Below are 21192 nucleotides of genomic sequence, written 5' to 3'. Positions count from 1 at the left end.
CCATGGCGCCGACCATCGAGGTGAAGGACGCCCAGGGCAAGGCCGGCCGCAGTGTCGAGCTGCCTGAGGCGATCTTCGACCAGCAGGTGAACATTCCGCTCATGCACCAGGTCGTGCTGAGCCAGGAAGCAGCGGCCCGCCAGGGCACTCACGCCACCAAGACCCGCGGTATGACCCGCGGCGGCGGCAAGAAGCCCTACCGGCAGAAGGGCACCGGCCGCGCCCGCCAGGGCTCGACCCGCGCCCCGCAGTTCGTCGGCGGCGGCACGGTGCACGGCCCCCAGCCGCGCGACTACTCCCAGCGGACTCCCAAGAAGATGAAGGCCGCGGCACTGCGCGGCGCGCTCTCCGATCGCGTCCGCCACAACCGCGTCCACATCGTCAGCGAGTTCGTGGGCGAGGACGTGGCCAGCAAGCGTACGCAGACCGCCTTGAAGGCCCTGCGGCAGGTCACCGATTCGGAGAAGGTCCTCGTCGTGCTGGACCGCTCGGACGAGCGCAACCGGCTCGCCCTGCGGAACCTGCCCGAGGTGCACATCCTCGACGCCGGCCAGGTGAATACCCGCGACGTGCTCTACGCCGACGACGTGATCTTCACCGAGAGCGGCTACGAGGCCTTCCTGGCGCACGCTCAGGGCACCGCAAAGGCGGCCCGTGAGGAGTCGCAGGAGGAGGACCAGTGAAGATCCCCGACCCTCGGGACATCATCATCGAGCCGGTGATCTCCGAGAAGAGCTACGGGCTGATGGACCAGAACGCCTACACGTTCCTGGTGCAGCCCACGGCCAACAAGACGCAGATCAAGATCGCGGTGGAGAAGATCTTCGAAGTGAAGGTCACCAGCGTGAACACGATCAACCGTCCCGGCAAGCGCAAGCGCACCCGTTTCGGGTACGGCAAGCGCCCCGACACCAAGCGGGCCATCGTGAGCCTGCGTGACGGCGACCGGATCGACATTTTCGGGGCCTGATCGGTTCGCCGCTGCGGCGAGTCGGTCCCCGAGCGATCGAAACGAGTAACACGTAAAGGAATGCGCGAATAAGATGGGCATTCGTAAGTACAAGCCGACCTCTGCAGGTCGCCGCGGCGGAAGCGTGGCCGACTTCGTTGAGATCACGCGCGACCACCCGGAGAAGTCGCTGGTGCGGCCTCTCCACTCCAAGGGCGGCCGCAACCAGAAGGGCCGGATCACCGCCCGCCACCAGGGCGGGGGGCACAAGCGGGCCTATCGCGTGATCGACTTCCGTCGCCACGACAAGGACGGCGTCCCCGCCAAGGTCGCCCACATCGAATACGACCCCAACCGCACCGCGCGCATCGCGCTGCTGCACTACGTTGACGGCGAGAAGCGCTACATCCTGGCGCCCGCCGGCCTCAAGCAGGGCACCCGCGTGGAGAACGGGCCCAACTCCGACATCAAGCCGGGCAACTGCCTCCCGCTGCGCAACATCCCCACGGGTACGTTCGTGCACGCGGTCGAGCTGAAGCCGGGTGGCGGCGCGAAGCTGGGCCGGTCCGCGGGGTCGCAGATCCAGCTGCTGGCCAAGGAGGGCGCCTTCGCCACGCTGCGCATGCCCTCCGGCGAGATGCGCCAGGTCGAGGTGACCTGCCGCGCCACCGTCGGCCAGGTGGGCAACGCCGAGCAGTCCAACATCAACTGGGGCAAGGCCGGACGCAACCGGTGGCGGGGCAAGCGCCCCACCGTCCGCGGTGTGGCCATGAACCCGGTCGACCACCCCCTCGGCGGTGGCGAGGGCAAGAGCTCGGGCGGCCGGCACCCGGTCACCCCCTGGGGGCAGCCCGAGGGCCGTACCCGTAGGCCGAACAAGCCCAGTGACCGGCTCATCGTGCGTCGGCGTAGCAAGAAGAAGCGGTAAGGAGCACGTCCGATGCCACGTAGCCTTAAGAAGGGCCCCTTCGTCGACGACCACCTGATCAAAAAGGTGGAGACGCAGAACGAAAAGGGCACCAAAAACGTCATCAAGACGTGGTCGCGGCGGTCCATGGTGGTCCCGGACATGATCGGGCACACCATCGCCGTCCACGACGGCCGCAAGCACATCCCGGTGTTCATCTCCGAGTCGATGGTCGGTCACAAGCTCGGCGAGTTCGCTCCCACGCGCACTTTCCGCAGCCACGTCAAGGAAGACCGCCGTAGCCGCCGCTAGCGGTTGCAGTAGGAGTAAGAGCCATTTCCCCACGGTGCGTGGGGATGATTTCCGTGAGCGAGGGAAAAGCGATGGGAACGAGGGCACAGGCACGGTTCGTCCGTGTTACGCCCCGAAAGGCCCGCCGGGTGGTGGACCTTATTCGCGGGTTGCCCGCTGACGAGGCACAGGCGGTGCTCCGGTTCGCGCCGCAGGCGGCGAGTGAACCGGTGGGCAAGGTGCTCGCGAGCGCCATCGCCAATGCCGAGCACAACGACAAGCTGGACCGCGAGACGCTGGTGGTCGGTGGCGCTTGGGTGGACGAAGGTCCGACCCTGAAGCGCATTCAGCCGCGCGGCTTCGGCCGTGCGTTCCGGGTCAACAAGCGGACGAGCCACATCACTGTGGTCGTTGAGCCGCGCGAGACCGCGGGCGCCTCGTCGGCCAAGACGAAGGAGAGGACCCGATAGTGGGGCAGAAAATCAACCCGCACGGGTTCCGGCTCGGTGTTACCACCGACTACAAGACCCGGTGGTATGCCGACAAGCTGTACAAGGACTACGTCAAGGAAGACGTGGCCATCCGCCGGATGCTGAACCGCGGCATGGAGCGCGCAGGGATCTCCAAGGTGGAGATCGAGCGCACCCGTGAGCGGGTCCGCGTCGACATCCACACCGCCCGGCCGGGCATCGTCATCGGCCGCCGCGGGTCGGAGGCCGACCGCATCCGCGCCGACCTCGAGAAGCTGACCAACCAGAAGCAGGTCCAGCTCAACATCCTCGAGGTCAAGAACCCCGAGACCGACGCTCAGCTCGTCGCTCAGGGTGTTGCGGAGCAGCTGTCCAGCCGAGTCGCGTTCCGTCGGGCGATGCGCAAGGCCATGCAGAGTGCGATGAAGAGCGGCGCCAAGGGCATCCGCATCCAGTGCGGAGGCCGCCTCGGCGGTGCCGAGATGTCGCGTTCGGAGTTCTACCGCGAGGGCCGCGTGCCCCTGCACACGCTCCGTGCCGACATCGACTACGGCTTCTTCGAGGCCCGCACCACCTTCGGCCGGATCGGCGTGAAGGTCTGGATCTACAAGGGCGACGCTCCCGCGACCCGTGCCGAGCGTGAGGCGGCCCAGGCCGCCCAGCGCGCGCCGGGCGGCGGCGGTGGCGGCGGTGGCGGCGGCGCACAGCGCCGTGAGCGCCCCGGGCGCCGTCGTCGCGGCGGCCAGGGAGAAGCCAAGGCCGGCGCCGGGGCCGAGTCCGGTCAGGGCGCGGAGAAGTCCGGGAACGAGGGGAGCTGACCGATGCTGATTCCCCGCAAGATCAAGTACCGCAAGCAGCACCACCCCGACCTCACGGGCCGGGCCAAGGGCGGCACGAAGGTCAACTTCGGCGAGTACGGCATCCAGGCGCTGGACGCGGCGTACGTCACCAACCGGCAGATCGAGGCCGCACGTATCGCCATGACCCGGCACATCCGGCGTGGCGGCAAGGTGTGGATCAACATCTTCCCGGACCGCCCGATCACCAAGAAGCCCGCCGAGACCCGCATGGGTTCCGGTAAGGGCTCGCCCGAGTGGTGGGTGGCGCCGGTCAAGCCCGGGCGCGTCATGTTCGAGCTGTCGGGAGTCCCGGAGCCGATCGCCAAGGAGGCCATGCGCCGGGCGATGCACAAGCTCCCAATGAAGTGCAAGTTCGTGAAGCGCGAAGTGGAGGCGTGATGGCTAAGTCCCTGACCGCCCAGGAGCTGCGCGGCCAGTCCGTCGAGGACCTGGTCGGAAAGCTCAAGGAGGCGAAAGAGGAGCTGTTCAACCTCCGCTTCCAGGCCGCAACCGGGCAGCTGGACAACCACAGCCGGCTGCGCACCGTGAAGCGTGAGATCGCTCGGATCTACACGGTCATGCGCGAGCACGAGCTCGGAATCATGCCGCTGACCGGTGAGTCGGCTGAGAAGACGAAGGAAGCAGCCGAATGAGCGAGACCACGCAGAGCTCGACGCGGAATTACCGCAAGGTGCGCGAGGGCTACGTCGTCAGCGACAAGATGTCGAAGACGGTGGTCGTCGAGGTGGAAGACCGGATGAAGCACTCGCTTTACGGCAAGGTCATCCGCCGCACGACCCGCTACAAGGCCCACGACGAGGGTGAAAGCTGCGGCGTCGGTGACCGGGTCCGCCTGATGGAGACCCGGCCGCTGTCCGCAACCAAGCGCTGGCGCGTCGTGGAGATCCTGGAGAAGGCCAAGTAACCCCCGGAACCGGCGGCCGGTGCGTGGAGATCGGCCGCCCCAGGGGAGTGACCACCTAGCAGCGCGAGGCCGGCGGGCCGCGCGTGCATATATCAGGAGAAGACGTGATTCAGCAGGAGTCGCGACTCAAGGTCGCCGACAACACGGGGGCCAAGGAGATCTTGACCGTCCGTGTTCTCGGCGGCTCGGGTCGGCGCTACGCGGGCATCGGCGACACCATCGTGGCGACGGTGAAGGACGCCCTCCCCGCCGCGGGCGTAAGGAAGGGCGATGTCGTCAAGGCCGTGATCGTGCGCACCTCTAAGGAGCGCCGCCGGCCCGACGGCTCCTACATCCGCTTCGATGAGAACGCGGCCGTGCTCATCAAGGACGGCGGGGACCCGCGCGGTACCCGCATTTTCGGCCCGGTCGGGCGTGAGCTGCGGGACAAGAGGTACATGCGCATCATCTCGCTAGCGCCGGAGGTGCTCTAGGCGATGAAGATCAAGAAGGACGACGAGGTCGTCGTCATCGCCGGCAAGGACAAGGGTGCCACCGGGAAGGTCGTCAAGGCCCTTCCCCGGGAGCAGCGTGTCGTCGTCGAGGGCGTCAACCTCATCAAGAAGCACAAGCGGGCGAACCCGGCGGGCGGCCAGCAGGGCGAGGTCGTCACCATGGAGGCTCCCATCCACGTGAGCAACGTCGCGATCGTGGAGGACGGCAAGGCCACCCGCGTCGGTTACCGCTTCGAGGAAGACGGAACCAAGGTTCGGGTCTCCCGCCGTACCGGTAAGGACATCTCATGACGGTCGACACCGAGACCTCCGCTCCGCAGGCCCCGGCGATGCCGCGGCTGAAGGAGAAGTACCGCTCGGAGATCATCCCGGCCCTGCGCGACGAGTTCGAGATCCCCAACATCATGCAGATCCCCGGTCTGACGAAGATCGTGGTGAACATGGGTGTGGGCGACGCCGCGCGTGACGCCAAGCTGATCCAGGGCGCCGTAAACGACCTGTCGGCGATCACGGGGCAGAAGCCGCGGATCAACCGGGCGAAGAACTCCATCGCGCAGTTCAAGCTGCGCGAGGGCATGCCGATCGGCGTCAGCGCCACGCTGCGCGGCGACCGGATGTGGGAGTTCCTCGACCGGCTGCTCTCCCTGGCCCTGCCCCGGATCCGCGACTTCCGCGGGCTTTCGCCCAAGCAGTTCGACGGGCGCGGGAACTATACCTTCGGGCTGACCGAGCAGGTGATGTTCCACGAGATCGACCCCGACAGGGTCGACCGCCAGCGCGGCATGGACATCACGGTCGTCACGTCGGCGACCAACGACGACGAGGGGCGCAGCCTGCTGAAGCAGCTCGGCTTCCCCTTCAAGGAGTCCTAGGGGAGACCATGGCTAAGAAGGCACTGATCGCCAAGGCGAACCGGAAGCAGAAGTTCAGCGTTCGCGCATATACTCGGTGCTCGCGGTGCGGGCGCGCGCGTGCCGTCTTCAGGAAGTTCGGCCTCTGCCGTATCTGCTTCCGCGAGATGGCCCACCGCGGCGAGCTGCCCGGCATCGCCAAGGCGAGCTGGTAGGTCTTCCTGCGCCTGTGCCCGGGGAGCGGCACCGCCCCCCGGGCGGGGGCCCGGCCCCGGGCACAGGCGCGGCCGCCGACGAGGCGGCCGCCGGCTTGCGGAGCGGACGTAGGAAACACGGCCCCGGCCACGACCGGGGCGTGTGCACGACGCATTACGACAAAGAACCGACAGGGCACGGTGCCGCGATCGGCACGGTGCCCATGACCACGCCGTAGGTCCTAGAGGAGCCCGCGTCCGGCGCGGGAACAGGTCTTGCAGGGAGAGGCTTGTCCTCGGGGAAACCGCGGTGAGGAAGGGCCTATCGGCCATGACGATGACCGACCCGATCGCAGACATGCTTACACGTCTGCGTAACGCGAATTCGGCGTACCACGACACCGTGGTCATGCCCTATTCCAAGATCAAGGCGCACATCGCCGAGATCCTCCAGCAGGAGGGCTTCGTGCAGGGCTGGCGCAGCGAGGAGGCCACTGTGGGCAAGAGCCTGGTGGTCGACCTGAAGTACGGCCCCACTCGCGAACGGTCCATCGCCGGCGTGCGGCGGGTTTCCAAGCCCGGTCTGCGCGTCTATGCGAAGAAGGACAACCTTCCGCGTGTGCTGGGGGGCCTCGGCGTCGCCATCATTTCGACGTCCGGCGGCCTGATGACCGACAAGCAGGCCAAAAAGCGCGGCGTGGGCGGCGAAGTCCTCGCCTACGTCTGGTAGAAGGGGAGGGATTTCGCCATGTCGCGTATTGGTCGACGGCCGATCTCGGTTCCCAAGGGCGTCGAGGTCACCATCGACGGGCAGGACGTCAAGGTCAAGGGGCCGAAGGGCGAGCTGGGACATCGGGTTCCCGAGCCGATCACGATCGGTTGGGAAGACGACGAGCTGCACGTGAACCGGCCCGACGACAAGCCGGACAACCGCTCGTTGCACGGGCTCACCCGTGCGCTCATCGCCAACCTCATCGAGGGCGTCTCCAACGGCTACACCAAGACGTTGGAGATCCACGGCGTCGGTTACCGTGTCCAGGCTCGCGGCTCCAATCTGGAGTTCGACCTGGGCTACAGCCACCCGATCGTGATGGAGCCGCCCGAAGGCATCACGTTCCGCGTCGAGAAGCCGACAGTGCTGCACGTCGACGGCATCGACAAGCAGCTCGTGGGACAGGTCGCCTCGAACATCCGCAATCTGCGCAGGCCCGACCCGTACAAGGCCAAGGGCGTGCGGTACCAGGGTGAGCGGGTTCGCCGCAAGGCCGGAAAGGCTGGGAAGTAGTCATGGCTAAGACCACGATGCTGGCCCGCAAGGCGACGGCCAAGCGCGCGACCTCCCGTGCGCGGCGCCACCTTCGGGTCCGCAAGAAGATCTCGGGGACCCCGGAGCGTCCGCGCCTGGTCGTGTTCCGGTCCTCCAAGCACATCGTCGCCCAGATCGTGGACGACACGCGCCACCACACGCTGGTGGCGGCCTCCACGCTCGACCGCGACGTCCGCGGCGGCGAGGGCACCAAGACCGAGAAGTCCCGCCAGGTGGGCGAGCTGCTGGCGCAGCGCGCCAAGGACGCGGACATCTCGTCGGTGGTGTTCGACCGCGGCGGCTACCGCTACCACGGTCGTATCGCCGCGCTCGCCGACGGCGCGCGCTCCGGCGGACTGGAGTTCTGATGAACCCGGTCGCAAGCATTTTCACCAAAGGGAAGAGGAACCACTGATGGCTGCAGCTCCGCGGCGCGGCGCCGGTGGCGAGCGGCGTGACCGCCGCGACGATCGCCGCGGCGGCGCCGCAGACAAGGGTGTCTCCTACATCGAGAAAGTCGTGACCATCAACCGGGTCGCCAAGGTGGTCAAGGGCGGTCGGCGCTTCAGCTTCACCGCTCTGGTCGTCGTGGGCGACGGCAACGGCATGGTGGGCGTCGGCTACGGCAAGGCCAAAGAGGTCCCGTCGGCCATCGCCAAGGGCGTCGAGACCGCGAAGAAGAACTTCTTCCGGGTCCCTCGCGTCCAGGGCACGATCACGCACCGGGTCCAGGGAGAGGACGCCGCCGGCGTCGTCCTCCTGCGCCCGGCCGCGCCCGGTACCGGTGTTATCGCCGGCGGTCCGGTCCGCGCGGTGCTGGAGTGCGCCGGGATCCACGACGTGCTGAGCAAGTCGCTGGGCTCGTCCAACCCGCTGAACATCGTGCACGCCACCGTTGCGGCGCTCAAGGATCTCAACCAGCCGGAAGAGATCGCCGCCCGGCGGGGGCTGCCCCTGGAGGACGTGGCTCCGGCCGCCATGCTGCGCGCCCGTGCTGAGGCGAAGGCGGGTACCTGACCATGGCCAACAAGCTGAAGATCACCCAGGTCCGTTCCAAGATCGGCGGCAATCAGAAGCAGCGCGACAGCCTGCGTTCGCTCGGACTGCGCAAGATCGGCTCGTCGGTCGTGCGTGCGGACAACCCCTCCGTGCGCGGGCAGATCACCATCGTCGCGCACCTCGTGAACGTCGAGGAGGTCGACGCATGAGCGACTACACGCCCGACGAACCGGTCAAGCTGCACCACCTGAAGCCGGCCCCGGGCTCCAACAAGGCCAAGGTCCGCAAGGGCCGCGGCGAGGCGTCCAAGGGCAAGACGGCGGGCCGCGGCACCAAGGGCACCAAGGCCCGTTCCACGGTCCCGGTCGGCTTCGAGGGCGGCCAGATGCCGCTGATCAAGCGGATCCCCAAGCTCAAGGGCTTCAGCAACGCCAGGTTCAAGACCACCTACCAGGTGGTCAACCTGGACAAGATCGAGGAGCTCTACCCCGAGGGTGGCGAGGTCACCGTCGAGGGCTTGGTCGCGAATGGCGCGGTTCGCAAGAACCAGCTCGTCAAGGTGCTGGGCGAGGGCGAGATCTCGGTGGCGGTCCAGGTGACCGCCGACGCGTTCTCCGCCTCGGCCCGCGACAAGATCACCGCGGCCGGTGGCAGCGTCACCGAGCGGTAGGAATGATCGCCGCATCGCGCCAGGGGCGCTCACCGGGGATCCCGCACTGCGGGATCCGGTGGGCGCCCCTGCGCGTTGAGAGGCGGGTTGGGGTAGGTTCGGGGGCACTGCCCGCGTGCCATCGTCCGGGCACTGGGTGTAACGCGCCATGGCCTGGACGATCCTCTTCCCCCCGCGATTGGCTGTTACAGTGCGATACTGCTTGACCGAAGACCCCAGGGTCCCGGGACCCCTCCCGGGGCCGCCGTGCTACGACGATTCTGGATCGGCCGCGATGTCTGGAACCGGTTCCGCCGCCGAAACCTCGCAGGAGGAGACGTGCTAGGTGCGTTCATCCGTGCGTTCCGCACGCCTGACCTCCGAAACAAGCTGCTTTTCACGCTGTTCATCCTGACCGTTTTCCGGCTGGGAGCGGTGATTCCGGCACCGGGGATCAACTCGGCGGCCATCCGTGAGCAGCTGGAGGCCGTTCAAGCGCAGGACTCCACCGGAGTCTTCACGCTGCTGAACCTCTTCAGCGGCGGCGCGCTGTTCCAGCTCGCCGTGTTCGCGCTGGGAATCATGCCCTACATCACCGCGAGCATCATCATCAACCTGCTCACGGTGGTGGTGCCACGGCTTGAGGCCCTGAAGAAGGAGGGCCAGTCGGGCCAGGGCAAGATCACGCAGTACACGCGGTACCTGACCCTGCTGCTGGCGGTCCTGCAGTCCTCCAGCATCGTCGCGATGGCGCGCACGGGCCAGCTGTTCCAGGGCCAGATCCCGGTGAGCACCTACATGCCCAACCAGGATCCGCTGACGCTGGTGACCATCGTGATCACGATGAGCGCGGGCACGGCGTTGATCATGTGGTTCGGCGAGCTGATCACCGAGCGCGGTGTCGGCAACGGCATGTCGCTGCTGATCTTCACCACCGTCGTAGCGGGCTTCCCCTCGGCGATGACCACCATGTTCCAGGAGCAGGAGGCCTGGGTCTTCGGCATCATCTGCGTGGCGGGCCTCTTCCTGATCGCCGGCGTGGTCTTCATCGAGCAGGCGCAGCGCCGCATCCCGGTGCAGTACGCCAAGCGCATGGTGGGCCGGCGGATGTACGGGGGCAGCTCCACCTACATCCCGCTGAAGGTCAACCAGGCCGGCATCATCCCGGTGATCTTCGCTTCGTCGCTGCTGTACCTGCCGCAGTTGGCCATCGGCCTGATGGGCCAGGACGCGGACAACCCCGTGGCCAACTTCATCAACAGCTACTTCATCTCGGGCACGCACCCGATCTACATGGCGACCTTCTTCTTCCTGATCATCGGGTTCGCGTTCTTCTACGTGGCCATCACGTTCAACCCCGCTGAAGTCGCCGACAACATGAAGAAGTACGGTGGGTTCATCCCGGGTATCCGTCCCGGGCGTCCGACCGCCGAGTACCTGGACTACGTCCTGACCCGGCTGACGACTCCCGGTTCGCTTTACCTGGGGCTGATCGCTCTGCTGCCGATGGTGGCACTGGGAGCCTCCGGTGCGACGCAGAACTTCCCGTTCGGCGGTACGAGCATCCTGATCATGGTCGGTGTCGGGCTGGACACGGTGAAGCAGATCGAGAGTCACCTCCAGCAGCGGAACTACGAAGGTTTCTTGCGATAGTGCGTGCCGTATTGGTGGGACCCCCGGGAGCCGGAAAAGGCACCCAGGCCCAGATCTTGGCGTCCGAATTGTCTATTCCGAAGGTGTCCACAGGCGACATCTTCCGAGCCAACGTCAGTGGTGGTACCGAGCTGGGTAAGCAGGCCAAGGCCTACATGGACCGCGGTGACCTCGTCCCCGACGAAGTCACCAACGCGATGGTCCGCGAGAGGCTGAAGGAGGAGGACGCCAAGAACGGCTTCCTGCTCGACGGCTTCCCTCGCAACGTCGCCCAGGCCGAGGCGCTGAACAAGATCCTCGACGGACTGGGCCAGCGGCTGGACGCCGTGGTCGAGCTCAGGGCCGACGAGGAGGAGGTCGTCAAGCGGCTCTCCGGGCGCCGGCAGTGCCGCAACTGCAACCGCGTCCACCATGTCGAGTTCGATCCGCCCCGGACCGAGGGCGTGTGCGACCACTGCGGCGGCGAGCTGTTCCAGCGCGACGACGACCGCGAGGAGGTCGTGCGCCACAGGCTGGACGTCTACCGCGAGCAGACCGAGCCCCTCGTGGCCTTCTACGAGGGCGAGGGCCTCCTGGTGGCCATCGACGCGACCGGCGGCGTCGACGACGTCACCAGCCGCGCTCAGGCCGCGCTGCGAAGCGGCGCCTGATGTTCCGCAAGGCCGAGCCGGCGGTGCAGCTGAAGACGGCCGCCGAGATCGCGAAGATGCGCGAGGCGGGCACGGTGGTGGCGCGCACGCTGGACCGGCTGCGCGCCGCCGTCGAGCCCGGCATGAGCACACTCGACCTCGACGCGATCGCCGAGCGCAGCATCCGCGACGCCGGTGCCGTGCCCTCGTTCAAGGGCTACTACGGCTTCACCGGCTCCATCTGCGCCTCCGTGAACGAGGAGGTCGTCCACGGAATCCCGCGCGACTCCAAGGTGCTGCGGGACGGCGACATCATCTCCATCGACTGCGGTGCCATCCTGGACGGCTGGCACGGCGACTCCGCGGTCACGCTCGCGGTGGGCGAACTCCGCTCTGAGGACGCGCGGCTGATGGAGGTCTGCGAGGAGGCCATGTGGCAGGGCATCGCCGAGCTCCGGCCCGGTAAGCGCCTGGGCGACATCGGTGCCGCCATCGACGGATACATCCGCTCGCAGGGCCGCTTCAGCAATGTCCAGGAGTACGGCGGCCACGGTATCGGCACCGAGATGCACATGGATCCGCACGTGCTCAACTACGGCAAGCGCGGCAAGGGCCAGCAGCTCGTCGAGGGCATGTGCCTGGCCATCGAGCCCATGGCCAACGCCGGCGCCCGGCACGTGATGGAGCTGGACGACGGCTGGACCGTGGTTACCCGCGACGGCGAGCGCTCGTCGCACTTCGAGCACTCGGTGGCCATCACCGCCGACGGCCCGCTGGTGCTCACGGCGCGGGAGGAGAACCGGGAGCGCATCGCCGCCCTGGGATTCCCCGACCCCGGTCGCTGACCCGCCCTCACCGCACAGCGGCCCCGGCGCCGGCCGGATTCCGGCGGCGACCTGGGCGGCGCGGCGGTCGCCTACGATGGGCTGCGCGGGCGCGTGTCCGCGGGCGTGCTCAGGCGTGAGGAGAGTGGGCGATGTCGGAGTCCTCACCCCGGATGCGGGCTTCCGACGCCGACCGGGACCGGGTAGCCAAGGTGCTCCAGAGGCACTTCGCCGAGGGACGCCTGGAGAGCGCCGAGTTCAACACCCGGCTGGAGAGCGCCTACACCGCGCGGACCCGCGAGGACCTGGAGCCGCTCACCGCGGACCTGCCCGCAAGCGACCTCACCGCCTTGGCGGCCGAGGAGCAGGCGCCGCCACCGCCGCTGGGCGCGGAAGGCGGGCTGCTGCGCGATCCTGCGCTGGCGATCCCGTGGGCGCTGTGGGGCGGGGTCAACCTGCTGTGCTTCACGATCTGGCTGATCCTCTTCCTCACCGGCACGAGCGACGGCTACCCCTGGTTTCTGTGGGTGCTGATGCCGTGGGGTATCGTGATGGTGTTCATCACCCTCGGGCTGGCGGCCGCGAACCGCGGCGGCCCGCAGAGCGGCGGACGGTAGCCGCCCGCGGCCGCGATCGCGCATGCCGGTGTCCGCCGCAGCCGTGCGGGGGCGTGGCGGCGAAGTCTGCAGCACCCGTGTGTGCGGGGTAGAATGGCTGTGCCCACACTCGGGCTGTTGGGTCGGGCTGTCCGCCTTCGCTCGCGTCGGCTCGCCTGCGCGCGTTGCTGTCGCAGTCGACCTGATCTCTCAGTGTTCGCTATCGCTTCAGTAGTGCCCGGGCGCACAGCTCGGGTCATTCCGTATGTTCCCCGTCGTCGCCGGCGGGAATGATCCCGGTGGAGGATATGGCTAAGAAAGACGGCGCCATCGAAATCGAGGGCTCCGTTATCGAGTCCCTACCCAACGCAATGTTCCGAGTGGAGCTCGACAACGGGCACAAGGTCCTTGCCCACATCAGCGGCAAGATGCGCATGCACTACATCCGCATCCTTCCCGACGACCGCGTCGTCGTGGAGCTGAGCCCGTACGACCTGACGCGCGGGCGCATCGTTTACCGATACAAGTAGTCCGCCGCCGTCGCCGGGAGGACCGGCGGTAGCGGCGCCGGACGAATTCCACGAGTTCGGAGCCACCATGAAGGTCAAGCCGAGCGTCAAGAAGATCTGCGCCAAGTGCCGGGTGATCCGCCGCCACGGCACGATCATGGTCATCTGCTCGGACCCGCGCCACAAGCAGCGCCAGGGCTGAAGCCCTCGACTGCTGGGCGCGCTCGTGAGCAGTGCAGTGCACTGACGCCCTCACACAGCCTCGCGGTCAGCCGCGGCGGCACACAGACAGGCCTGTCCCGATTCCCTCGGAGCGAGGGAAGCACCCCCGGTCGGAGGCCGGGGCCTCGTCGATTGGGCGACGAGAGGGTGGGGCGGGTACGACCTCCGCTACGGAAACCAAGGAGTTCGCCCATATGGCACGCATCGCCGGCGTCGACCTCCCCCGCGAGAAGCGGGTGGAGATCGCTCTCACCTACGTCTACGGGATCGGGCGCACTCGCGCTGCCGAAGCCCTCACCAACACGGGCGTAAGCCCGGAGACCCGGGTCCACGCGCTGGGCGAGGACGACCTCGTCAAGCTGCGCGACTGGATCGACGCCAATTACCAGGTCGAGGGCGATCTGCGGCGTGAGGTCCAAGGGGACATCCGCCGCAAGATGGAGATCGGCAGCTACGAGGGCCTCCGCCACCGCCGCGGCCTGCCGGTGCACGGACAGCGCACGCAGACCAACGCGCGCACCCGCAAGGGCAAGAAGAAGACCGTGGCCGGCAAGAAGAAGGTCGGCAAGAAGTAAGTAGTCCGTCCACGCCGCCGGGACGCCGCGAAGAGGCGACCGGCACCCGCGAACGGACCGATGATCTTGGGAGTTATCAGGTATGCCGCCTAAGGGCCGTCAGGCAACTGCACGCAAGGTGCGCCGCAAGGAAAAGAAGAATATTTCCCATGGCCACGCCCACATCAAGAGCACGTTCAACAACACGATCGTGAGCATCACCGACCCCAACGGCGCGGTGATCTCGTGGGCGAGCTCCGGCCAGGTCGGGTTCAAGGGGTCGCGCAAGTCGACCCCCTTCGCCGCGCAGATGGCCGCCGAGGCCGCGGGGCGCCGCGCCCAGGAGCACGGGATGCGCAAGGTCGACGTCTTCGTCAAGGGCCCCGGCTCCGGCCGCGAGACCGCCATCCGCTCCCTCACGGCCACCGGCCTTGAGGTCGGCTCCATCCAGGACGTCACGCCGGTGCCGCACAACGGCTGCCGTCCGCCCAAGCGCCGCCGGGTCTGACTCCGGCGCACGCGACCGCGCTGCCCCTCGCGCCCCTCGGGGCGCCGGCGGGCAGGGCAGATCGGGCTCCGCGACCGCGGGGCCGTCCAGTGGCCGTCATATAGCGGGCGGCCCGGGGAAAGGAATCATCCACCATGTTGATCGCTCAGCGTCCGACGCTCTCCGAGGAGTCCCTCGGCGAGTTCCGGTCCAAGTTCGTCATCGAACCGCTGGAGCCGGGCTTCGGTTACACGATCGGCAACTCGCTGCGCCGCACCCTGCTGTCCTCCATTCCGGGGGCAGCGGTCACCAGCATCCGCATCGAGGGCGTCGAGCACGAGTTCACGACCGTGCCCGGCGTCAAAGAGGACGTCACCGAGATCATCCTCAACCTCAAGGGGCTGGTCATCAGCTCCGAGCACGACGAGCCGGTGCTGATGTACCTGCGCAAGCAGGGCCCCGGTGTGGTCACCGCCGCGGACATCGCTCCGCCTGCGGGCGTCGAGGTGCACAACCCCGACCTGCACATCGCGACCCTCACGGGCAAGGGCAAGCTGGAGATGGAGCTGACGGTCGAGCGCGGCCGCGGCTACGTCTCGGCGACGCAGAACAAGCAGCCGGGTCAGGAGATCGGGCGCATCCCGATCGACTCGATCTACTCTCCGGTCCTGCGTGTCACCTACAAGGTCGAGGCCACCCGCGTCGAGCAGCGCACCGACTTCGACCGGCTGATCGTGGACATCGAGACCAAGCCCAGCATCCGGCCCCGTGACGCGGTCGCCAGCGCGGGCAAGACCCTGGTCGAGCTGTTCGGCCTGGCGCGCGAGCTCAACGTCGACGCCGAGGGCATCGACATGGGCCCCTCGCCCACGGACGCGGCCCTGGCCGCCGATCTGGCCCTGCCGATCGAGGACCTCAACCTCACGGTGCGGTCCTACAACTGCCTCAAGCGCGAGGGCATCCACTCGGTCGGCGAGCTCGTGGCCCGGTCCGAGCAGGACCTCCTCGACATACGCAACTTCGGCGCGAAGTCGATCGAAGAGGTCAAGCAGAAGCTCATCGACATGGGCCTGTCGCTGAAGGACTCCCCGCCTGGATTCGACCCGAGCACCGCGGCCGACTCCTACGGTTCGGAGGACGACGACGAGGCCTTCGTCGAGACCGAGCAGTACTGATAGACCTTCGTCGCAATGGTCGGCCGCCGCGCCCGCTGCGGCGCGGCGGCCGACCGCACCACTAGGAGAACGACAATGCCCACGCCGACCAAGGGGCCCCGTCTGGGGGCCGGCCCGGCACATGAGCGGCACATGCTGGCGAATCTGGCGACATCGCTGTTCCAGCACGGCCGGATCAAGACCACCGAGACCAAGGCCAAGCGGCTGCGTCCCTACGCCGAGAAGCTCATCACTCTGGGCAAGCGCGGGGATCTGCACGCTCGGCGCCAGGTGCTGGCCAAGATCACCGACAAGGCCGTCGTGCACGAGCTGTTCACCGAGATCGGCCCGCGTTACGAGAACCGGCCCGGGGGCTACACCCGCATCACCAAGATCGGGCCGCGCAAGGGCGACAACGCCCCCATGGCCGTGATCGAGCTGGTCGAGGCGGGCCCCTCCACCCCGCCGGCCGCGACCCGCCAGGCCGCCGCCCAGGCCGAGCAGGCGGGCGAGTCCGAGCAGGCCGAGGCCGAGTCCGGCGCCGAGGCGGCCAACACCGCCGAGACCGCCGAGAAGGAGGTCCCGGCTCAGGAGGCGCAGGCCGCAGAGGGCACCGAGCAGTCCGCCGAGTCGGCCGAGGACGAGAAGTAGCGAACGGCAGATCCTGCCGCAGTCCGACGCGAAGGTGCCCGGATCCCGGAGAACGGGACCCGGGCACCGGCGTGTCGTGAGGGCTGCTGAGGGAGCGGCCGAGGAGGGTGGGCATCCGAGCATGGGGGAGACCGCCGAGGTCCGGCTGCGGCTGGGCGTCGCCTATGACGGCACCGACTTCTCCGGCTGGGCCGAACAGCCCGACCGGCGCACCGTGCAGGGCGAACTGCAGGCGGCGCTGAGCCGTGTGCTGCGGCTCGATCCCCAGGCGGTGCGCCTGACGGTCGCCGGGCGCACCGACGCCGGCGTGCACGCCCGCGGTCAGGCGGCCCACGTGGACGTCCCCGCGGCCGTGTGGGCCGCCGAGGGGCCCGATCGGCTGCTGCGGCGCCTGGCGGGCGTCCTTCCGCCCGACGTGCGTGTGAGCGCCGTGAGCGAGGCGCCTGAGGGCTTCGACGCACGCTTCTCCGCGCTGTTCCGCCGTTACGTCTACCGCGTCAGCGACGCCCCCGGCGGCGTGGACCCGCTGCGGCGGCGCGAAGTGCTGTGGAACCGGCGCCCGCTCGACACCGAGGCGATGAACCGGGCCGCCGCCGGGCTCGTGGGCGAGCACGACTTCGCCGCCTACTGCCGCAAGCGCGAGGGCGCGACCACCGTACGCGAGCTGCTGAACCTGGAGTGGCGCACGGAGGGCGAGCACCTCCACGCCGCGACGGTGGAAGCCGACGCCTTCTGCCACAACATGGTGCGTGCCCTGGTCGGCGCGATGCTGGCCGTGGGCGAGGGCCGCCGCGGCGAGGACTGGCCCGCACGCGTGCTCGCCGCCGGAGAGCGCGACTCCGCCGTGCACGTCGTCGCACCGCACGGCCTCACGCTGGAGGAGGTCGGCTACCCGCCGCCGGAGGAGCTGGCGGCGCGGGCCGCCGCCAGCCGCAGAGTCCGCACCCTGTCCGCTCCCCGGACGGAATGAGCCGGCCGGCCGGCGCGACCGTTCCACGCGGTACCTCTGCCGGCGGAGCAGGCCGGCTGACCATCGTGACGCGCATGCGCGGGCCCCGGAACCCGACTCGGGTTCCGGGGCCCGCGTGTGTCCGGCGGCGCCTGCGTTCGGCGAATCGTCAGACGCTGTCACCCAGCGATTCCAGCGGGACCTCCAGGAAGTCCTCGCTGATCTCGGCCAACTCGTCGGCGCGGCCGTCGTTGACGCGTCCGTCGCTGGCCGCCGCCAGGGAGAAGACCTGGTACGGACCCCAGCGCGCGCCCGAACCGTGGCCGCCGGCGATGTCCATGCGCTCCGCGCCGCTGCCGTCCTCGCCCTGCAGTCCCGCGAACCACTCCGAGGAGCCGAGGTCCTGCTCGCGCTCGACCGCCTGGGCCTCTTCAGGACTGCCCAGCGAGGCGATCCCGACCGTGACCGCGGCCGACTGGTCCTCGGCGACGTAGGTGGCGCGCACGATCTGCACGCAGCTGTTGTCGGCCAGCACCTCGCCGTAACCGCCGTGGGCGGCGGTCTGGCACTCGTCGGTGTCGTCGGTGGTGGTCAGGCTGTAGCCCTGCCCGGCGACGTCGACGGTGTCGGGGAACAGGTCCCCGGTTTCGAGCTCGGTGGGAGTCTCGGGAGCCTCGCCGGCGGCCAGGTCGGCGTCGGAGCCGGCCCCGCTGGTCGCGACGAGGAACGCGGCGCCGCCGCCGACGACCAGGACCGCCACGAAGCCGGCCACCAGCAGGAGCATGTTGTTGGGCAGGAAGCTCCGGCTCCCGCTGTCGTAGCCGTCATCGATCTCGGACAGGTCGATCTCGGCGGTCGTGTGCCCGCCCGAACCCGAAGGCGCGTCGCCGCGGAACATGGGGCGGCCGCCGAACTCGTCGCCGACGCGGTTGGCGGAGGGGGCGGCCTCGCTGGAGACCGCGTTCATGTTCTGGGTGGAGGCGCCGGCGTCCGCGGGGAACAGCGGCTCCTCCTCGACACCTTCGGGCGTGGGGCTGCCGGGGGTCATCACGCGGCCCTGTATGGGCTGGTTGGGGTGCGGCGGCTGCTGGGGCGCGCCGGGCGGCTGGGGCGCCGTGCCCGGGTGCGGGCGGCCGCCGGGCATGCCGCCCATCGGAGCCTGGCCCTGGGGCGGCTGCTGCGGACGGCCCGCCCCGTGCGGAGGAGACTGCCCACCGCCGGGCGCGGCTGCGCCGGGTGGCGGCTGATGAGGCGGCGGGGGCGGCTGGGGACCCGGCGCTGAGCCGAGGGCGGGCCGCCCCGGCTGGGGTGCCTGCCCCGGCGGCGGCCCGCCCGGGGGCTGCTGGGGCGTGCCGGACTGCGGTGCCTGGGGCGCGCCCTGCTGGGGCGTGCCGCCGGGCGCGCCGTAGCCGCCCGGGTGCTGCGGCTGAGCGGGGTGGGGCGGCTGCTGTGCGGGGCCCTGCCCGGCGCCGCCGGGCTGGGGCGGGGGAGGTCCGGCCGAAGGCTGCTGCGGCGGGGCCTGCTGCCACGGCTGCTGCGGTCCGGGTCCCGCTGCCGCCGGAGGCTGCTGACCGCCGGGAAACCGGTGCGGGGGTTGGGGACCGCCGTCGGCGGGCGGCTGCCCCGGCGCGCCGGGGTGGGGCTGCTGGGGCCCCGAGTGCCGCGGCGGCTGGGCAGGCTGCACGGGTTGGCCCGGCTGCCCCGGGTACTGCGCCGCCTGGTGAGGCTGCTGGCCGCCGGAGGGGGTGTTGTGCGGCGGATAGGACTGCTGCGGCCCGGACGCCGGCGGCTGCTGGCCGCCGGAGGTGTGCTGGGGCTGCTGGGGGTAGTGGCCGGCGGGGCCCTGCGGACCGGAGGGGCCGGACGGAGGCGTCGGCGGCGAGGCGTTGCCCGCCGGAGCCTGCGGACCCACCGGACTCTGCGGTGCTCCAGGTGCGGCAGGGGCGGCCCCGTGACCAGGGGATCCCGGGGCCTGCGGCCCGCTTCCGCCGGGCGCGTGACCAGGGGGAGCGGGGGCCTGCGGACCGGAGGGCCCGACCGGAGGCGTCGGGTGGTGGGCGCCCGCCGCCGGACCCTGCGGACCTGTGCCGCCGGGCATGTCACCCGGAGCGGGAGGAGGGGTCAGCGGGTTCTGGGCACCCGGTTCGGGCGCCCCGCCGCTGAGGATGTCTCCCCCGTCCGCCGGAGCGGTGTAGTGCGGGTGCTGCGGTCCGGCTGCCGCGGCGGAGTCCGGGGGCGTGGCTGGGTGCCGCGGCTCGGGACGGCCGTCAGGGTCGCCGAGGCCGTCGTTCGGCTCATAGGGATGCGATGCGATGGCGGTACTCCGAAGACTGTCCAGGGGAGGCGGATGGGGTCGAGGGCGGGCGGCCGCCGTCTCGCGGTGCCCGGCGGGGACCGGCGGTCGCGGCCGCAGGTTCCCGGCGGGCAGGACGTCCGGCATCGGCTGGGGTCGGCGGCGGGCCACCGCTACGGGGCCGCCGGCACTGTCGCCGCTCCTATCGGCGGTTCCGGGTGGCTGCCGCGGCGGAGCGGCGGGCGCTGTGCGCTTCGCGCTCGGCCGGTCGTATCGACGGTGCGGGCCCGAGGATAACGCCTCGGCGCCCGCGCGCGCCGCGACGCGGGACGGGTAGGCGGTCCGCCGGCGGCCCGCGCGGACTCGGGCGGCCGCGGCGCGTGCTGGGCGGGGACGGGGGCGGATGTCGGTGGTGCGGACAAAGCACTCGCTGGGCAAGGCATAATGGAAGGCGGAGTATCCACGTGTCGCCGTGCCGCTGCGGGTCTGTGCATGACTCGGCAGTGTAGGATCGACGGTCGCTTTGACCGGCAGTGCGTTCGGGCGATAGTATATTCTGCTGTTCGTGCGTTGAGTTGCCGTAGGCACCCATATGCTCTATCCGTGGGAGTCGGTGACGCATCCTCCGCACCCATTCGGCGGCCGCACGCCCCTCGACGGGCGCGGCAGCCTAGCCAGTAATTGAGTTCTCCATCTCCGTCCGCGGGGATGGGCCCCGCCGACTGAGACGAAGGCTTACGATCGTGCGCACATACAGCCCTAAGCCCAGCGATGTCCAGCGTCAGTGGCACGTCATCGACGCCAGCGATGTCGTGCTGGGGCGGCTGGCCAGCCACGTCGCCACTCTGCTCCGAGGCAAGCACAAGACCTACTACGCGCCCCACATCGACACCGGCGACTTCGTGATCGTGATCAACGCCGGCAAGGTGGCGCTGACCGGTAACAAGCTGCAGCAGAAGCGCGCCTACCGGCACTCCGGCTACCCCGGCGGTCTGCGTTCGGTCGCCTACGGCGAGCTCCTGGAGAAGCACCCGGAGCGGGCCATCGAAAAGGCGGTCAAGGGCATGCTGCCGAAGGGCTCTCTGGGCCGCAAGATGTCCAAGAAGCTCAAGGTCTACGCCGGGGCGGAGCACCCGCACCAGGCGCAGCAGCCGGTGCCCTACGAGTTGAAGAAGATCGATCAGCCCGCCTAGGCGTTCGCGAGACTGAAGGAAGTACGAGGAGAACCGTGGTCGAGCCGACCGGTATCGAAGACGTCGCAACTCAGGACAACGAGGGAAATCCCGAGGATTTCCCCGCTGAGTACACCAGCGAGACCCCCGAGGCCGCCGCTGCCGCCGGGTACGTCCCGACCGCCTCCGGCCCGGGTGCCGGCACCGGCCGGCGCAAGCAGGCGATCGCGCGCGTTCGCATCACGCCCGGTTCGGGAGAGTGGAAGGTCAACGGCAAGCCGTTGGAGGAGTACTTCCCCGACAAGGTGCACCAGCAGGTCATCAAGGAGCCGCTGGTCTCGCTCGGCTTCGACGGTGCCTACGACATCTTCGCGCGGCTCAACGGCGGCGGGCCCAGCGGCCAGGCCGGCGCCCTGCGCCACGGCCTCGCCCGTGCGCTCGCCGGGCTGGACGCCGACAACAACCGCCCGGTGCTGAAGAAGGGCGGCTTCCTCACCCGTGACGACCGCGAGGTCGAGCGGAAGAAGGCCGGCCTGAAGAAGGCCCGCAAGGCTCCGCAGTACTCCAAGCGCTAAGCGCTCCGCCGCGATGCCGTCGGCTCCGGTCGGCACATCCGGTCACGGCC

General features: G+C 69.4%; 33 protein-coding genes. 32 read left to right on the top strand and 1 reads right to left on the bottom strand.

All coding sequences use genetic code 11. The features are described from left to right. Positions 1-2: 2 nt before the first annotated feature. From rplD to truA, 30 genes are all read left to right on the top strand, one after another. Positions 3-683, top strand: coding sequence for a 50S ribosomal protein L4 (gene rplD, locus LP52_RS17070; RefSeq protein ID WP_040274930.1), 681 nt, complete (start codon positions 3-5; stop codon positions 681-683). Further along, on the top strand, positions 680-970 hold the full coding sequence (rplW, locus tag LP52_RS17065; RefSeq protein WP_040274929.1) for a 50S ribosomal protein L23: 291 nt from the start codon (positions 680-682) through the stop codon (positions 968-970). The genes rplD and rplW overlap by 4 nt, the downstream gene beginning before the upstream one ends. A gap of 73 nt (positions 971-1043) precedes the next feature. Beyond that, positions 1044-1877, top strand: a complete 834-nt coding sequence (gene rplB / locus LP52_RS17060) for a 50S ribosomal protein L2 (RefSeq protein WP_040274927.1) — start codon at positions 1044-1046, stop codon at positions 1875-1877. 12 nt (positions 1878-1889) lie between these two features. After that, a complete protein-coding gene (rpsS, locus tag LP52_RS17055; RefSeq protein ID WP_040274925.1) occupies positions 1890-2168 on the top strand; it encodes a 30S ribosomal protein S19 in 279 nt (92 codons plus the stop codon). A gap of 71 nt (positions 2169-2239) precedes the next feature. Continuing rightward, entirely contained in the window at positions 2240-2617 is a 378-nt protein-coding gene (gene rplV, locus LP52_RS17050; protein ID WP_040275067.1) for a 50S ribosomal protein L22, read from the top strand. After that, on the top strand, positions 2617-3435 hold the full coding sequence (gene rpsC / locus LP52_RS17045; protein WP_040274923.1) for a 30S ribosomal protein S3: 819 nt from the start codon (positions 2617-2619) through the stop codon (positions 3433-3435). The genes rplV and rpsC overlap by 1 nt, the downstream gene beginning before the upstream one ends. A gap of 3 nt (positions 3436-3438) precedes the next feature. Further along, positions 3439-3855: a 50S ribosomal protein L16 gene (rplP, locus tag LP52_RS17040; RefSeq protein ID WP_040274922.1), complete on the top strand. Its 417-nt coding sequence runs from the start codon at positions 3439-3441 to the stop codon at positions 3853-3855. Beyond that, the gene (gene rpmC / locus LP52_RS17035; protein ID WP_040274920.1) at positions 3855-4109 is read left to right on the top strand and encodes a 50S ribosomal protein L29; all 255 of its coding nucleotides are present in this window, start codon (positions 3855-3857) and stop codon (positions 4107-4109) included. Before rplP ends, rpmC begins: the two co-directional genes overlap by 1 nt. Beyond that, complete coding sequence (rpsQ, locus tag LP52_RS17030; protein WP_040274919.1) at positions 4106-4381, top strand: 30S ribosomal protein S17; 276 nt, start codon at positions 4106-4108, stop codon at positions 4379-4381. The genes rpmC and rpsQ overlap by 4 nt, the downstream gene beginning before the upstream one ends. Positions 4382-4485: 104 nt before the next feature. Further along, positions 4486-4854, top strand: coding sequence for a 50S ribosomal protein L14 (rplN, locus tag LP52_RS17025; RefSeq protein ID WP_040274917.1), 369 nt, complete (start codon positions 4486-4488; stop codon positions 4852-4854). 3 nt (positions 4855-4857) lie between these two features. Further along, on the top strand, positions 4858-5166 hold the full coding sequence (rplX, locus tag LP52_RS17020) for a 50S ribosomal protein L24 (protein ID WP_040274916.1): 309 nt from the start codon (positions 4858-4860) through the stop codon (positions 5164-5166). Then, on the top strand, positions 5163-5747 hold the full coding sequence (gene rplE, locus LP52_RS17015) for a 50S ribosomal protein L5 (RefSeq protein ID WP_052809954.1): 585 nt from the start codon (positions 5163-5165) through the stop codon (positions 5745-5747). The genes rplX and rplE overlap by 4 nt, the downstream gene beginning before the upstream one ends. A gap of 8 nt (positions 5748-5755) precedes the next feature. Then, on the top strand, positions 5756-5941 hold the full coding sequence (locus LP52_RS17010; protein WP_040274914.1) for a type Z 30S ribosomal protein S14: 186 nt from the start codon (positions 5756-5758) through the stop codon (positions 5939-5941). 310 nt (positions 5942-6251) lie between these two features. After that, a complete protein-coding gene (gene rpsH / locus LP52_RS17005; protein ID WP_040274912.1) occupies positions 6252-6650 on the top strand; it encodes a 30S ribosomal protein S8 in 399 nt (132 codons plus the stop codon). A gap of 18 nt (positions 6651-6668) precedes the next feature. Beyond that, positions 6669-7205: a 50S ribosomal protein L6 gene (gene rplF / locus LP52_RS17000; protein ID WP_040274908.1), complete on the top strand. Its 537-nt coding sequence runs from the start codon at positions 6669-6671 to the stop codon at positions 7203-7205. A gap of 2 nt (positions 7206-7207) precedes the next feature. After that, positions 7208-7594, top strand: a complete 387-nt coding sequence (gene rplR / locus LP52_RS16995) for a 50S ribosomal protein L18 (protein ID WP_040274907.1) — start codon at positions 7208-7210, stop codon at positions 7592-7594. Between the two features lie 46 nt (positions 7595-7640). After that, positions 7641-8243, top strand: a complete 603-nt coding sequence (gene rpsE, locus LP52_RS16990) for a 30S ribosomal protein S5 (protein ID WP_040274905.1) — start codon at positions 7641-7643, stop codon at positions 8241-8243. A gap of 2 nt (positions 8244-8245) precedes the next feature. After that, positions 8246-8434 carry a 50S ribosomal protein L30 gene (rpmD, locus tag LP52_RS16985; protein WP_040274904.1) on the top strand — a complete coding sequence of 63 codons (189 nt, stop codon included), beginning with the start codon at positions 8246-8248 and terminating at the stop codon, positions 8432-8434. After that, positions 8431-8895 (top strand): 50S ribosomal protein L15, encoded by a 465-nt coding sequence (gene rplO, locus LP52_RS16980; protein ID WP_040274902.1) that lies wholly within the window; start codon positions 8431-8433, stop codon positions 8893-8895. Before rpmD ends, rplO begins: the two co-directional genes overlap by 4 nt. 318 nt (positions 8896-9213) lie before the next feature. Then, the gene (secY, locus tag LP52_RS16975) at positions 9214-10527 is read left to right on the top strand and encodes a preprotein translocase subunit SecY (RefSeq protein ID WP_040274901.1); all 1314 of its coding nucleotides are present in this window, start codon (positions 9214-9216) and stop codon (positions 10525-10527) included. Then, a complete protein-coding gene (locus LP52_RS16970) occupies positions 10527-11177 on the top strand; it encodes an adenylate kinase (protein WP_084723275.1) in 651 nt (216 codons plus the stop codon). Before secY ends, LP52_RS16970 begins: the two co-directional genes overlap by 1 nt. Beyond that, positions 11177-12001 carry a type I methionyl aminopeptidase gene (gene map, locus LP52_RS16965; protein WP_040274898.1) on the top strand — a complete coding sequence of 275 codons (825 nt, stop codon included), beginning with the start codon at positions 11177-11179 and terminating at the stop codon, positions 11999-12001. The genes LP52_RS16970 and map overlap by 1 nt, the downstream gene beginning before the upstream one ends. 131 nt (positions 12002-12132) lie before the next feature. After that, on the top strand, positions 12133-12597 hold the full coding sequence (locus LP52_RS16960; RefSeq protein ID WP_040274896.1) for a DUF1707 domain-containing protein: 465 nt from the start codon (positions 12133-12135) through the stop codon (positions 12595-12597). A 287-nt stretch (positions 12598-12884) separates the two neighbouring features. Further along, entirely contained in the window at positions 12885-13106 is a 222-nt protein-coding gene (infA, locus tag LP52_RS16955; RefSeq protein WP_017593374.1) for a translation initiation factor IF-1, read from the top strand. A 67-nt stretch (positions 13107-13173) separates the two neighbouring features. After that, positions 13174-13287, top strand: a complete 114-nt coding sequence (gene rpmJ, locus LP52_RS16950) for a 50S ribosomal protein L36 (protein ID WP_040274893.1) — start codon at positions 13174-13176, stop codon at positions 13285-13287. A 214-nt stretch (positions 13288-13501) separates the two neighbouring features. Next, on the top strand, positions 13502-13882 hold the full coding sequence (rpsM, locus tag LP52_RS16945; protein ID WP_040274891.1) for a 30S ribosomal protein S13: 381 nt from the start codon (positions 13502-13504) through the stop codon (positions 13880-13882). An 82-nt stretch (positions 13883-13964) separates the two neighbouring features. Further along, entirely contained in the window at positions 13965-14369 is a 405-nt protein-coding gene (gene rpsK, locus LP52_RS16940) for a 30S ribosomal protein S11 (RefSeq protein WP_040274890.1), read from the top strand. A 134-nt stretch (positions 14370-14503) separates the two neighbouring features. Continuing rightward, positions 14504-15523 carry a DNA-directed RNA polymerase subunit alpha gene (locus LP52_RS16935; protein ID WP_040274888.1) on the top strand — a complete coding sequence of 340 codons (1020 nt, stop codon included), beginning with the start codon at positions 14504-14506 and terminating at the stop codon, positions 15521-15523. Positions 15524-15598: 75 nt separating this feature from the next. Further along, complete coding sequence (gene rplQ / locus LP52_RS16930; RefSeq protein WP_040274886.1) at positions 15599-16153, top strand: 50S ribosomal protein L17; 555 nt, start codon at positions 15599-15601, stop codon at positions 16151-16153. 121 nt (positions 16154-16274) lie between these two features. Continuing rightward, positions 16275-17123, top strand: a complete 849-nt coding sequence (gene truA, locus LP52_RS16925; RefSeq protein WP_040274885.1) for a tRNA pseudouridine(38-40) synthase TruA — start codon at positions 16275-16277, stop codon at positions 17121-17123. A 148-nt stretch (positions 17124-17271) separates the two neighbouring features. Here the strand turns inward: truA and LP52_RS28445 are convergent, their stop codons facing one another. Further along, positions 17272-19014 (bottom strand): hypothetical protein, encoded by a 1743-nt coding sequence (locus tag LP52_RS28445; protein WP_238580957.1) that lies wholly within the window; start codon positions 19012-19014, stop codon positions 17272-17274. A gap of 1124 nt (positions 19015-20138) precedes the next feature. Between LP52_RS28445 and rplM the strand changes: the two genes are divergently transcribed. Together rplM and rpsI are read left to right on the top strand one after the other, a co-directional pair. After that, a complete protein-coding gene (gene rplM, locus LP52_RS16915; RefSeq protein ID WP_040274882.1) occupies positions 20139-20588 on the top strand; it encodes a 50S ribosomal protein L13 in 450 nt (149 codons plus the stop codon). Positions 20589-20623: 35 nt separating this feature from the next. After that, positions 20624-21142, top strand: a complete 519-nt coding sequence (gene rpsI / locus LP52_RS16910; protein WP_040274881.1) for a 30S ribosomal protein S9 — start codon at positions 20624-20626, stop codon at positions 21140-21142. Positions 21143-21192 lie beyond the last annotated feature (50 nt).

The sequence above is a fragment of the Streptomonospora alba genome (assembly GCF_000826685.1).
GTDB classification, from domain to species: domain Bacteria; phylum Actinomycetota; class Actinomycetes; order Streptosporangiales; family Streptosporangiaceae; genus Streptomonospora; species Streptomonospora alba.
This window is presented reverse-complemented; position numbering and strand designations above follow the sequence as displayed.